The 13944-nt window shown below is 60.9% G+C and carries 11 protein-coding genes; 9 read left to right on the forward strand and 2 right to left on the reverse strand.

Annotation, left to right across the window (positions count from 1 at the left end):
* The first annotated feature begins 269 nt into the window (after positions 1-269).
* From JSS95_13500 to JSS95_13520, 5 genes are all read left to right on the forward strand, one after another.
* Complete coding sequence (locus tag JSS95_13500) at positions 270-1130, forward strand: hypothetical protein (GenBank protein ID MBS1800825.1); 861 nt, start codon at positions 270-272, stop codon at positions 1128-1130.
* A gap of 134 nt (positions 1131-1264) precedes the next feature.
* Complete coding sequence (locus JSS95_13505) at positions 1265-2326, forward strand: type III polyketide synthase (protein ID MBS1800826.1); 1062 nt, start codon at positions 1265-1267, stop codon at positions 2324-2326.
* A gap of 67 nt (positions 2327-2393) precedes the next feature.
* Positions 2394-3545 (forward strand): FAD-dependent monooxygenase, encoded by a 1152-nt coding sequence (locus JSS95_13510; protein MBS1800827.1) that lies wholly within the window; start codon positions 2394-2396, stop codon positions 3543-3545.
* Positions 3546-3630: 85 nt separating this feature from the next.
* A complete protein-coding gene (locus JSS95_13515) occupies positions 3631-3900 on the forward strand; it encodes an acyl carrier protein (protein MBS1800828.1) in 270 nt (89 codons plus the stop codon).
* A 23-nt stretch (positions 3901-3923) separates the two neighbouring features.
* On the forward strand, positions 3924-5144 hold the full coding sequence (locus tag JSS95_13520) for a beta-ketoacyl-[acyl-carrier-protein] synthase family protein (protein ID MBS1800829.1): 1221 nt from the start codon (positions 3924-3926) through the stop codon (positions 5142-5144).
* A gap of 83 nt (positions 5145-5227) precedes the next feature.
* Here JSS95_13520 and JSS95_13525 read toward each other — a convergent pair whose 3' ends face one another.
* Both JSS95_13525 and JSS95_13530 read right to left on the reverse strand, forming a co-directional pair.
* On the reverse strand, positions 5228-5725 hold the full coding sequence (locus JSS95_13525) for an SRPBCC family protein (GenBank protein MBS1800830.1): 498 nt from the start codon (positions 5723-5725) through the stop codon (positions 5228-5230).
* 34 nt (positions 5726-5759) lie between these two features.
* On the reverse strand, positions 5760-6170 hold the full coding sequence (locus tag JSS95_13530) for a winged helix-turn-helix transcriptional regulator (protein MBS1800831.1): 411 nt from the start codon (positions 6168-6170) through the stop codon (positions 5760-5762).
* Between the two features lie 125 nt (positions 6171-6295).
* On the opposite strand from JSS95_13530, the gene JSS95_13535 reads away from it, so the two are divergent.
* From JSS95_13535 to glmS, 4 genes are all read left to right on the forward strand, one after another.
* Positions 6296-8086, forward strand: coding sequence for a mechanosensitive ion channel (locus JSS95_13535; protein MBS1800832.1), 1791 nt, complete (start codon positions 6296-6298; stop codon positions 8084-8086).
* Positions 8043-9311 (forward strand): acetate/propionate family kinase, encoded by a 1269-nt coding sequence (locus JSS95_13540; protein ID MBS1800833.1) that lies wholly within the window; start codon positions 8043-8045, stop codon positions 9309-9311. The genes JSS95_13535 and JSS95_13540 overlap by 44 nt, the downstream gene beginning before the upstream one ends.
* Positions 9312-9577: 266 nt before the next feature.
* A complete protein-coding gene (locus JSS95_13545) occupies positions 9578-11992 on the forward strand; it encodes a phosphoketolase family protein (GenBank protein ID MBS1800834.1) in 2415 nt (804 codons plus the stop codon).
* Between the two features lie 66 nt (positions 11993-12058).
* On the forward strand, positions 12059-13944 hold a 1886-nt coding region (glmS, locus tag JSS95_13550; protein MBS1800835.1), incomplete at its 3' end, for a glutamine--fructose-6-phosphate transaminase (isomerizing).

The following is a 13944-nucleotide window of genomic DNA, read 5'->3' on the forward strand; positions in this document are numbered from 1 at the left end:
CAGCAGGCACATCGAAAAAATCGGTTCGTTCTGGTGCAGTCGCCATACCAAACAGAAAGCTATGTTTTTCAATAAGATGGATGAGCCAGCGAATCTCCTACATGCAAACTATTGCCTATTTCGGAGATAATCTGCGACTCATTCCGGTTCAAGCAGGTCTCCTTTTGCTGCCCCAGAACCTTTCCTGGGGCGGTAGAGAGGCATCTGCCGAAGGATGACGCCCGTCTGAGAGGACAGAGATAGAAAGGTGATATGTTCAGTTGCCAGGTATGACCAAAGGATTGGGCCAACTCCCCTCGATACAGCGCGGCATTTATCTTCTGCCCCTGTTTTTAGTACTGATTGCGACATCGGTGGCGAATGCCGCCGTTCCCCTGTCGGGAACGCCGCTCGACGAGGGCTACCGCGACATGTACAACCTGCGCTTCAACGATGCTCATGCGAAGTTCCAGCAGTGGATGACGGAGCACCCCGAAGACCCGATGGGGCCAGTCTCCGATGCCGCGGCCTTCTTATTCAGTGAGTTCGAGCGGCTGCACATCATTGACGTGCAGTTATTCGCGAACCAGTCGCGCTTTGACAGCCGGAGCCGCCTCAATCCCGATCCCAATATACGGAAGTCGTTCGACGACCGGCTGAACCAGGCCTCGAACCTGGCGGACACCGCGCTTAAGCGGAACGCGAAGGACGCGCGCGCTCTCTATGTAAAGACCCTGGTGAGCGGCATGCGCTCCGACTATGCGCTGATGATCGACAAAAAGGACCTGACGGCGCTCAATTACAGCAAGGAGGCGAGCGCCTTCTCCAAGCAGGCGCTTGCAATCAGCCCGCACATGTATGACGCCTACCTCGCCTCGGGAGTTGAGAATTACATGCTCAGCCTCAAGTTTGCGCCGCTGCGCTGGCTGCTGAGCATGACCGGCGCGCAGACCAGCCGCGAGGAGGGCATCCGCCTGCTGAAGCTGACAGCGGGCCAGGGCCACTATCTTGCGCCCTTTGCGCGCATGATGCTCGCCGTTGCCGCCCTGCGCGAGAACAAACCCCAGGAGGCGCGCGCCATTTTGATCGACCTGAAGAAGGAGTTTCCGCTCAACTCGATGTACGACCGCCAACTCGCCCTTATCCACTAATAACGTTTCTTGCCAGCCTGTGAACTTTTCGGAACGCTTTTTCGTCCGAAGCATGTAGGCTGGTGGCGTCTCTCCACTTGCGTTCATCTCAACTTTAGCGTTACCTCAACAAACGATAAGGGTCTCTCATAAGCATGCGCATCGCTTCAGTCGGAACTGCCTACCCGTCCCACCGCTATCCACAGTCCGTTATCGCCGAAGCGCTTCGCGGCCGCTGGGAGCACAAGATGGAAGAGCCTCGCCTGTTGACACGGCTCTTTGCGAACTGTGGGGTCGACTTTCGTCATACCGTCTTTCCACTGGAGAGCTACCCCTCACTCGACACCTTTGAGAAGACCAACAATGCCTGGATCAAGGCCGCAGTCGACCTGGGCCAGCAGGCGATCTGCCGCGCGCTCGACCACGCGGGGATCTCGCCCGAGGACATCGGCGCTATCTTCTTCGCCTCGGTCACGGGAATCTCCAGCCCTACCGTGGACGCCCGGCTGATCAACCGGCTTCCCTTCTCCGTCAACGTGAAGCGGACGCCGATCTTCGGGCTGGGTTGCGTGGCTGGGGCGGCGGGAATCTCCCGCGCCTCGGACTACGTGCGCGCCTTCCCGGACCAGTATGCGCTGTTGCTCTCGGTCGAGCTGTGCTCGCTAACGTGGCAGGACGACGACCAGTCCATCGCCAACCTCATCTCGTGCGGCCTGTTTGGCGACGGGGCGGCCGCTGTCGTCATCGCAGGGGCCGATACACCTGTAGCCAAGCGCGGCAGCGGTCCCCGCGTGCTCGCTACGCGCTCCACCTTCTATCGCAACACGGAGCGCGTGATGGGTTGGGACATCGTCAACACCGGCTTCCGGATCGTGCTCTCGCCCGACGTCCCGAAGGTGGTTGAAGAGAACCTGCTCGGCAACGTCGAGGGCTTTCTCGCGGACAATAGCCTGACGCGCGACGACATCTCCACCTACATCTTCCACTCCGGCGGCCCCAAGGTGCTGGAGGCGATGCAGAAGTCGCTTGGGTTGCCTGCGGATGCGCTCGCTCCCTCGTGGAAGAGCCTGCGCGAGGTCGGCAACCTCTCGGCCGCCTCTGTCCTTACAGTGCTGGAGGACTATCTCAAGGTGCATCCGGGCAAGCCGGGGACGTACTCGATCCTGGCGGCGATGGGGCCGGCATTTTGCTCGGAGCTAGTGCTCCTTCAGTGGTAGCTGCGTCAAAAGCTAAGATCGCCTTAAGGTTCGATCAAGGTAACGCTTCTAAGCCGAGGTTGAGCAAGTGGCTTCGAGAACGATCAACCTCCCGGGCAATAGCCAATCGAGCGGCCCCGATCTGCTTGTAGCAGGTGCGGGGCCGGCAGGTCTGGCCTGCGCCATCGCGGCAGCCTCTCAAGGGCTTCGCGTCGAGGTGGTCGACGGCCGCACACCCCCTATCGACAAGGCATGCGGCGAGGGCCTCATGCCCGACACCCTCGCGGCCCTGACTCAACTTGGCATCGATAGCCGTCAGTTGCAGCAGATGGGGTTTCCCCTGCGCGGAATCAGCTTTATCAAGTACGGCACAGCGATCGAGGGCTACTTTCCGGAAGGCCTCGGCCTCGGTATTCGCCGCACCGCCCTTCATCAGCTACTGCTTGAACGCGCTCTGGCTCTAGGAGTCACTTTTCATTGGAGCACGACGGTTACCGCCATCGCAGGAGATGCGGTCCGCACGAGCCGGGGAACGATGCAGGCCCGCTGGATTGCAGGCGCCGACGGCCCACAGTCCCGCGTTCGATCGATGGCTGGGTTGAATCGCGGCTCCAGCAGCCGCCGTCGCCTCGCCCTGCGGCAACACTTCGCCATCGCTCCCTGGACCGATCTTGTCGAAGTTCACTGGGCCAAACGCGCACAGGCCTATGTCACGCCGGTCTCCGAAGCCAGCGTCTGCTGTGTCTTCATCGGCTCGCAGCGCTTCGGCAGCAGTGAGCAGGCGCTTGCGCTCTTCTCCGCGCTCAAAGATCGCCTCGGTCCCGCCTCAGCCAGCGGGACGCCAATGGGCGCCGTCACCTTGAGCCGGAAGCTGCGCCGCGTCACATCGGGAAACATCGCGCTTGCAGGAGACGCCTCAGGCTCCGTCGACGCCATCACCGGCGAAGGGCTCGCGCTCTGCTTCCGTCAGGCCCTGGCTCTCGCCGATGCGCTCAAGGCCGGCGACCTCGCTCTCTACGAAAATGCACATGCACACCTGCTACGTCTGCCACGATTCATGTCTCGCGCCATGCTCCTGATGGATCGCCATCCCCTGGCGCTTGCGCGAACCTTCAAGAGCTTCGAGCGCCGCCCCAATCTCTTCCCCCATCTTCTTAAAATCCATACAGGCTACGAACCGTTCCGGCTGCTCGGCTCCGGCGGCCTCGTCGCCTCGCTCCTCTGCATGCTCACACCCTGACAATAGGAGAATTGCTCAAGCTGCCTTTACACTGACGAAGGCATCCTGTAACTTTGGGCATCCTGCATAGAAAGGGGGAACGACCATGGACGACATTGCAAAGCGCTCGATCGAAATCATCGCCAAGGCCAAGAACATCCCCACCGATACCATCCACCTCGACACCACCTTTGAAGAGCTGAACATCGACTCGCTCGACAAGATCAACATCTCGTTTGAGGTCGAAGAAGCGTTCAATATCGAAATTCCCGACGAAGCGCTGGGTTCGCTGAAGACTGTCGGCGACGTGGTCAACGGCGTGAAGCAGCTGATCGAAGCCAAGGCCGCGGGCACGCTGCCGGCCGCAACGTCGTAACTGACAGGAGCCCGTCCCGGAACGTGAATCGCGTCGTCATCACAGGCCTCGGCTGCGTTACTCCTATCGGCTCGACTGTGCCGGAGTTCCGCGATTCGCTCTTCGCCGGCAGGACGGGAATCTCTCCCATCAGAGACGTTCCCGATACTCCTGACGGAGATCCCGGCGTCCGCTACAAGCAGGCAGCGCAGATCTTCGACTTCGACCCCGCCGAGCACCTCGACTCGGGCATTATCTCCGCCACCAATCGCAACACGCACTTTGGCATCGTCGCCGCGCGGCAGGCCGCGGCGCAGGCGGAGCTTCTGAAGCACCATGCCCCCGGCGACATCGCCATCATCATGGGCTGCGCCTGCGGGGGCCGCTCGTCTGAAGAGCACGAGGTCAAGGGACTTTATACGCGCAATGCGCGCGCGCATCCGCTGACCATCGTGCGCACGATGTCGTCTGCGGGTGCGAGCAACATCTCGATCGACCTGCGCATTACCGGGCCGACGCTCGATATCTCGACTGCGTGCGCGTCGTCGACGCACGCCATCGGACTCGCCTTTCACATGGTGCGCTCGGGCATGTCGACGGCTGCGATCTGCGGCGGTCATGAAGCTCCGCTGAGCTGGGGTTTCTATCGCGCGTGGGACTCGATGCGCGTCGTCTCGCCCACGCAGTGCCGCCCTTATGCAGCCGACCGCGACGGCATGACGCTGGGCGAGGGTGCAGCCATGCTGGTGATTGAGACGCTTGAGTCCGCGCAGGCGCGCAACGCCACGATCTTCGGCGAGATCGTCGGCTTCGGCATGTCCGCCGACGCCAACCACATCACACAGCCGCAGGCAGAGGGCGCGGCCGCCGCCATGCGCAAGGCGCTCGCGGACGCGAACGTGTCGCCGGAAGATGTTGGCTACATCAACGCCCATGGCACCGGGACGCAGGCCAACGATGCCACGGAAGCCGCAGCCATCCACCAGGTCTTCGGTATGCGCGCATCGCAGATTCCGCTCAGCTCCACCAAGTCGCTGCACGGCCACGCGATCGGGGCCAGCGGCGCGCTGGAGGCGCTCGCCACGGTGCTGGGACTGCAAGAAAGACGGCTGCCGCATACTGCGGGCGTCACCAATCCGGACACGTCGCTCAACATCGACATCATCGTCAATGGGCCGCGTGCTACAGGGCCCACGGTTGCGCTGTCGAACTCGCTCGCCTTCGGCGGATTGAATGCCGTGATCGCGCTGCGTACCTGGCAATAATTAAGTGGGGTTCGAGCTTCGCTCGAATGACCCAATCATGCCGCGATAAGGCTGCGTCATGAATGGAGCACCCGGCAAGTAATTCACGCCAAATCCGTCGTCAGCAGCTTCTCCAGGCGCGCATAGCTCGCCTCGACTCCCGTATCCATCGGTGAGCGCAGAACGGCCTCGCGCGCTTCTTTGGTGTCGTAGGTCACCGTCGTCTCAAGCGTGGTGATACCGCCCTTTTCGCTGAGCGCCGTTGTTACGACTGCGCCGCCTGGATACCACGACATGTCGAACTTCTCCGTTGCCACAATGCGCTCGTTGGGGACGATCTCCTTGTAGACGCCGCCCATGCCCAACTCTTCGCCAGTCTCGTCTTTCTTCCACTCATAGCGATAGGAGCCGCCAGTTTGCAGGTCGATGTCGCAGACCGTCATCGTCCAACCTTCAGGGCCGGCGAGCCAGCGCTTGACCAGATCGGGCGTGGTGAACGCCTTGTAAACCAGCGTGCGTGGAGCGTGGAACTCTCGCGTCATCACGACGCCGCGATCTCCAGCGGCTGCTACCTTCAATTTTCCTGTGACTCTCGTCTCCATCTGTATCTCCTTTTGCATGAAATATCCCCGGTGCTCAATACTTCTTGTGATTTCTTCTCTTCTGCCGTGTCTTCACGGTCTTTGGCCTGCTGTCTTCCGCCTTCAACTCTTCCAGCAAAAGGTCGAGCCGCGCAAAGTTCTGCTCCCACGCTTTGCGATAACGTTCGAGCCACTGATTCGCCTGGGCCAGCGGCTGGGCCTCGAGCCTGCATGGACGGCGCTGCGCATCGCGGCCGCGCGAGACCAGGCCCGCGCGCTCCAGCACCTTCAGGTGCTTCGAGACAGCGGGCTGGCTCATGGCAAACGGCTCGACAAGCTCCGCAACGGTCGCTTCTCCTTCAGCCAGGCGCGCTACGATTGCGCGCCGGGTGGGATCGGCAAGCGCGGCAAAGATGGCGTCGAGGTCCGGTTTTGCATGTGTTCTGGTCGAGTGCGTATAACCCATAAGTTTTATAACCTTTTGGTTATATACATGCGATATCAACGACCTGTCAAGGGATGCCTCTTCTTTTTCATTTTTTCGCAAGACCCCGCTTTGATGCAGAGCATCACAACAGTTAGGGTTGAAGTATGAAGGGTTTGCGCAGACTCACTATCGTTGTACCGGCCATCGTCCTTATCGCAAGCCTCATCGGCGCTTACCTAACACGCGGCGCTATGGCGAACCTTCCCTTTCTGAAGGGCAAAGGGAGAGCGTCGGGATCGAGAAGCGGCAGCGACCTTGTCGACCAGAGCCCCTGGCAGACGATCGAGGCGCTGGCGCCGCTGGCTGTCTCTGCCGAGGAGAAGCGACTGGCGCGCGAGGCGCAGCGGCTGGCCGACCACGAGGTGGACCAGGCGTTCGCGCAGGCGCTGCGTCAGGCCTCGCTCGATACCAGAACACTTACCGGCGATGCGCTGGCGCTGCAGCAGAAGATGACTGCGCTGCAGGCAGTCATCAAGGAAGACCAGGCGAAGGTAGACAGCCTTACGGCGGCGGCGAAAGGGGTGAATCCGCCTGGCACCGACGATCTTGATATCGCGAAGGCGCAGCTTCAGCTCGACAACGACCAGCTTGCCGACGCCACGCAGGACCTCGCAGCGCTTACCGGAGACAAGCGCGGACAGATACAGCAGGAGCTGGCCACCCGCGAGGCGGCGATGAAAAAGTTCGACGAGCAGGGAGACGTCGTCGCACCATCGACGTCGCAGTCGGCGCGGCGTTACTTCACCCTTTGTGGGCGGCTCTCCGCGTGGTTCGATCAGCTTACGCGCATGGACTCGATCACGCAGGCCCAGGGGCAGGCCAGCTCGGACGCGGTGAAGCTCTCTGCGGAGCACGCCGATGTGGAGAAGAAGTTGAGCAATGCCGGCTCAGCCGATGCGCAGAATACCGGGACCACGGGCCGCGTTACTCGTCTTAAGCAGATGCACACGCTCGCCCAGGTGCACTCGATTCTCGATGATCGCATTCAGACGCAGAGGCAGCTTGCAGTTGTCTACGGACGATGGCTCGACCAGGTGAAGCGTCAGCATCAGATTGTGCTGCACCTCATACTTCAGTCGATCGCGGTGATTGCGTTTCTGTTTCTGGGAGCGGCCCTCACCGCAGCGGCGATCCGGCGTCTGCTGGAGCGCCTGCACCTTGGCCAACGCAACCTGCAAACGATGCGCACGATCATAAGCCTTGCCATACAGGTTGTGACCGTGCTGCTGGTGCTACTTGTTGTCTTCGGCGCACCCAGCCAGATGCCGACGATCATCGGCCTGGCGACGGCAGGACTCACGGTTGTGTTCCAGGACTTCATCCTCGCCTTCTTCGGCTGGTTCGTGCTGATGGGAAAGAATGGAATCCGCGTAGGCGACTGGGTGGAGATCAACGGAGTCGGCGGCGAGGTCGTCGAGATCGGTATCTTCCGCACCGCGTTGCTAGAGACCGGCAACTGGACCGACAAGGGACATCCCACCGGACGCCGCGTGAGCTTTACCAACAGCTTCGCCATCCGGGGCCAGTACTTTAATTTCTCCACCTCGGGACAGTGGCTGTGGGATGAGATTCGCGTCAACATTCCATCCGGGCCGCACAGCTACGAGGTCATCGACGCGATTCACAGCGCAGTGCAGAAGGAGACCTCCACCGATGCCAAGCTGGCCGAGTCTGAATGGCGGCGCACGAGTGGACCCTACGGACTGAGTCATTTCACGGTCGAGCCTGCGGTGGACATGCGGCCTGCGTCGTCCGGCATCGACGTCATCGTCCGCTACATGACTCGCGCCAGCGATCGCTTCAGCATGCGCAACCGTCTCTATCAGGCGGTGATCGATCTGTTGCGTAAGAATGAGGAGACCACAACGCTCGAAGCAGCGGGCAAACAAAGCTGAGAATGCTCAAGGAGCCGTATTGCACTTGCTTGTCATCAACAGCGGATCGTCTTCCATCAAGTTCTCGATCTTTGACGCACATGCGGGAACGCCCCGATCGTTGTACGAGGGCGAGGTCACCGGCATCGGCTCCGGCCGCGCCACATTTGTGTTCCATCCGGCCAACGGGAAAGACAAGCAACCGCCGGCAAACATCAAAGCAGACAACCCCATAGAGGCCATCGGCCGAATCATCGAAGCCGTCTCCCGACCGAATCTCCCAAAGATCGAGGCTGTCGGTTACCGCGTCGTCCACCCTGGCAAAAAACTGCACAGCCACGTGCGTATCACCGCCGAAGTGATGCGCGATCTCGACGTGGCCGTCGTCTTCGCTCCGCTGCACGATCCTTCTGCCATCACTATCATCCGCGAGATGATGGCTCGCTTTTCAGGTATCCCGCACTTCGCCTGCTTTGACACGGTCTTTCACCAGACCATGCCCGAAGTCGCTTCTACGTATGCCATTCCTATGGATTACCGCGAACAGGGCGTGCGACGCTACGGCTTTCACGGCCTCAGCTGCGAATCCATCGTCGAACAGATGCGCACGGCTAACTACAACATCCCGCATCGTATGGCCATCGCGCATCTCGGCAGCGGATGCAGCGTGACGGCATGTGTCGACGGGCGCTCCATCGAAAACACCATGGGGCTTACGCCAACTGGAGGCGTCGTGATGGGAACGCGTCCCGGCGACCTCGACCCCGGGCTGGTTCTGTATCTGCTGCGCGACATGAAAGGCGACCGCACAGAGTCCTTTGCCGCAGTGGAAAGGCTGCTCAATCACTCCTCCGGCATCTCCGCACTCTCCGGTCTTGCCAACGACATGCGATCCACGCGCGAGGCCGCGGCAAAGGGCAACCAACGGGCAAGGCTAGCTATTGATGTATTTACTCGCAGCGTGCGCAAGGCGATCGGCAGTTGCTGCTGGCTGATGGGCGGACTCGACGCCATCGTCTTCACCGGAGGCATCGGCGAGCATGATGCCCGCACGCGCGAAGAGATCGTCAGCGGCCTCGAAGAACTTGGGGTCGCCATAGACGCCGAGTTCAATGTGGCCCAAAATCACAACGGCAACGGTGACATCCGTCACATCGCGGCATCACAATCCAAGACGAAGATACTTCTTATCCCGGCCAAAGAAGACTGGATGATCGCCAGGCATGTTCAACACATGCTCAACTAGAGCCGGGGCACTGATTCCAGAGTTTGCGAATAAGAAGAGTGTTATCGATCGACTTTCGAGCGCGAAACGAAAACAGACACGGCAAAGACAAATACAGGGATTCTTCGCTACGCTCAGAATGACGACGTATGAGAACTCTGCACAGATTGGCGATGTATAAGAACGGTGTTCCGAATAGCGAAGCACCGTGTCCGAATAACGATGTAAGACAGTGTCCGACGGCGCAAGAACAGTAACCCTAACTGCTTTCCGAAGGAGAGATCGTCATGCCGGAACCAAATCGCGCAAAAGCCCCCTCAAAGGCGAAGACCGCCGCCACACTCACGCCTGACGAACTGCGCAAGGTGGATGCCTACTGGCGAGCCTGCAACTATCTTTCGGTCGGTATGCTCTACCTGCAGGAGAACCCTCTCCTTCGCACTCCGCTAAAACCCGAGCACATCAAGAACCGCCTGCTGGGCCACTGGGGCTCCGATCCCGGGCAGTCGTTTACGTGGGTGCATCTCAACCGGCTGATCAAGAAGTACGACCTCAACCTGATCTACCTGTCGGGCCCAGGTCATGGCGCGCCTGCGACGCTGTCGAACTGCTATCTCGAAGGCGTGTACTCGGAGGTGTATCCCGACAAGAGTGAGGACGAGGCCGGGATGGAGAAGTTCTTCAAGCAGTTCTCGTTCCCCGGCGGGATTGGAAGCCACTGCACGCCGGAGACACCGGGCTCGATCCACGAGGGCGGCGAACTCGGCTACTCGCTCTCGCACGGCTTCGGCGCGGCCTTCGACAATCCCGACCTGATCGTCACAGTCGTCGTCGGAGATGGCGAAGCCGAGACTGGTCCGCTTGCCACAAGCTGGCACTCGAACAAGTTCCTCGATCCAGTCCGCGATGGCGCGGTGCTGCCTGTGCTTCATCTCAATGGATACAAGATCGCAAACCCCACGATCCTCGCGCGCATTCCGCACGATGAGCTAGAGGCGCTCTTCTTCGGCTACGGCTGGAAGCCTTACTTCGTCGAAGGCGACGACCCAAAGGCGATGCACCAGACGATGGCTGAAGTCGCCGAGCGCTGCATCATCGAGATTCGCGATATTCAAACAAAGGCGCGCAAAACTTCGTTGAAGAAAGTAGAGCGTCCGCGCTGGCCCATGATTGTCCTGCGCACACCCAAGGGCTGGACCGGCCCCAAAGAAGTCGACGGCCACAAGGTGGAAGGCTTCTGGCGCGCACACCAGATTCCAATCCTCGATCCCAAGACCAGCCCCAAACACCTGAAGCAGGTGGAACAGTGGTTGAAGAGCTACAAGGCCGAAGAGCTCTTCGACAAAGATGGCCGCCTGATCGAAGAGTTGCGCGAGATGGCTCCCAAGGGAACACGCCGCATTACTGGAAACCCGCACGCCAACGGCGGACTGTTGCGCAAGCCCCTCGACCTTCCCGACTTCCGCGACTACGCCATCAAGGTGAAGAAGCCCGGACAGATCGAGGTGTCGCCCACCTACACGCTCGGCGGCTTTCTGCGCGATGTGATCAAGCGCAACATGACGAACTTCCGCGTCTTCGGCCCCGACGAGACGGCTTCCAACAAGCTGCAACTCATGTACGAGGCCACCAGCAAAACATGGCTTGCTGAGATCTTCCCCGAAGACGCCGACGGCACCGACATTGCACCCGACGGCCGCGTGATGGAGATGCTCTCCGAACATACGCTCGAAGGCTGGTTCGAAGGCTACGTTCTCACCGGGCGCCATGGCTTCCTGTCGAGTTACGAGGCCTTCGTTCACATCATCGATTCGATGTTCAACCAGCACGCCAAGTGGCTGGAGAAGAGCAAGCTCGAGCTTCGCTGGCGCGCTCCCATATCGTCGCTCAACCTGCTTATCAGTTCGCTCGTCTGGCGGCAGGACCACAACGGCTTCACCCACCAGGACCCCGGCTTTCTCGACGTGGTCGCCAACAAGAGCCCGCACGTTACGCGCATCTATCTTCCGCCCGACGCGAACTGCCTGCTCTCTGTCGCCGACCACTGCCTGCGCAGCACCAATTACGTCAACGTCATCGTCGCCGACAAGGCCCCGCACCTGCAGTATCTCGATATGGATGAGGCCATCAAGCACTGCACCAAAGGCATCGGCATCTGGGACTTCGCCTCGACCGATGCAGGCTCTGAACCCGACGCCGTGATCGCCTGCGCGGGCGATATTCCCACTGCGGAGGCACTCGCTGCAACCGCCATACTGCGCGAGCACTGCCCCGGCCTGAAGATCCGCTTCGTCAACGTGGTCGATCTCTTCCGGCTGATGCCGGAGAGCGAGCACCCGCACGGCCTCTCCGACCGCGAGTTCGACTCGCTCTTCACCATCGACAAGCCGGTCATCTTCAACTTCCATGCCTACGCGGCCCTCATCCACAAGTTCACCTACCGCCGCAGGAACCACGACAACATCCATGTGCGCGGCTACAAGGAACGTGGCAATATCAATACGCCGCTCGAACTGGCGATCCTCAACCAGATCGACCGCTTCGACATCGCCATCGACGTCATCGACCGCGTCCCCAAACTTCAGGTCACGGCCGCGCATACGAAGGAACTGCTGAAGAACAAGATCATCGAAAGCGTTAACTACGCCCATAAACACGGCATCGACCACAAGAACATCACCGACTGGAAGTGGCCGCTGTAGCGCATCACCCGAAAGTCACACACTGTTCAATACACAAAAAGCCAGAGCTGCATCTACACTCTCAACATGTGTGGAATCGTTGGCTATGTTGGGCCCAAGCCCGTTGTCCAGGTCATCATCGAGGGCCTGCGCCGTCTTGAGTATCGCGGTTATGATTCGGCGGGAATCGCGGTTGCGGGCAACTCGACCGGGCTTGAACTGCGGCGGGCGCCCGGCAAGCTGCGGAACCTTGAGGCCGTCATCGCCGAGTCGCCGATCAGCGGCACGTTCGGTATCGGCCACACGCGCTGGGCCACCCACGGCCGCCCGACGGAAGAGAACGCGCACCCGCACCGCGACTGCACCGGGTCGCTCGTCGTGGTGCACAACGGCATCGTCGAAAACTATCTCGCGCTCAAGAAAGAGCTGACCGCAAAGGGCCACAGGTTCGTCACCGAGACCGACACCGAGATTATCGCGCACCTGATCGAGCAGGAGCTAAAGGACGAGCCGGAGTTGCCGCTTGAAGAAGCAGTGCGCGAGGCTGTGCAGCGGCTGACCGGAGCGTTCGCCATCGGCGTGATGTCCGCCAACGAGCCGAACAAGCTCGTCGCCGCGCGCATGGGTCCGCCTGCGGTGATCGGCATCGGCGAAGGGGAATACTTTCTCGCCTCCGATGTTCCGGGCATCCTGCATCACACGCGCGACATTCACTTCCTCAACGACGGCGAGCTCGCGGTCATCACGCCGGAGGGCGTCTCGCTCTCGGGCTTCGATAGCCGACCGCTCCCGCTCAAGATCCAGCGCATCGCCTGGGACCCGATCCAGGCGGAGAAGGCCGGCTTCAAGCACTTTATGCTTAAGGAGATCAACGAGCAGCCGCGCGCGGTTCGCGATACCACGCTGGGGCGCGTTTCGCTCGACACCGGGAAGGTCTTCCTGGACAACCTCGACATCTCGGCCGACGAGATTCGCCGCGCATCGCAGATCACCATCGCCGCCTGCGGAACCTCGTGGCACGCCGGGCTGGCGGGCAAGTTCATGATCGAGCGGCTAGCGCGGCTGCCCGTCGACGTCGACTACGCCAGCGAGTTTCGCTACCGCGACCCCATCGCCGACCCGAACGCCATCGGCCTGCTCATCACGCAGTCGGGCGAAACGGCTGACACGATCGCCGCGCAGACGGAGCTGATCGACAAGGGATCGAAGACGCTCGCGATCTGTAACGTCGTCGGCTCAGCAGTCACGCGCCGCGCCAACGGCGTCATCACCACCAACGCCGGGCCGGAGATCGGCGTGGCCTCGACGAAGGCCTTCACGGCGCAGCTTACGGCGCTCTGCGTGCTTGCGTTGCACCTTGCGCAGGTTCGCGGGACGATCACCGATGCCGAATCGCTCGCGCTCTCCACGGAGCTGACGCGCCTGCCGGGCAAGCTCGAAAAGCTGCTCACGCGAAACGGGGCAACGGCCGGCGGCACCTCGGAAGGCGTCGCAGCGCCGTCGCCGTGGACGGGTGCGGAGCGCCGCCGCCGGCCGAGGCTCACACTCGACGAGCAGTGCCAGCACCTGGCCAAGCTCTTCCACGCGGCCCACGATTTTCTTTTTCTCGGCCGCGGCATCCACTACCCCATCGCGCTCGAAGGCGCGCTCAAGCTGAAGGAGATCTCCTACATCCACGCTGAGGGCTACCCCGCCGGCGAGATGAAGCACGGCCCCAACGCCCTGATCGACGAGTCGCTGCCGGTCGTCTGCATCGCGACCAAGGACCCCAACGATCCGGCCAGCGTCCTCAAATACGAGAAGACCCTCAGCAATATTCAGGAGGTCACCGCACGCGGAGGCCGCGTCATCGCCATCGCCACTGAAGGCGACGACGAGATATGCAGTCTCGTAGAACACACCATCCACATCCCCAAAGCTCCTGAGATGCTGCTGCCGATACTTGAAGTTGTGCCGTTGCAGCTACTCGCTTA

This window comes from Acidobacteriota bacterium, assembly GCA_018268895.1.
In the GTDB taxonomy this organism is placed as follows: Bacteria; Acidobacteriota; Terriglobia; order Terriglobales; family Acidobacteriaceae; genus Edaphobacter.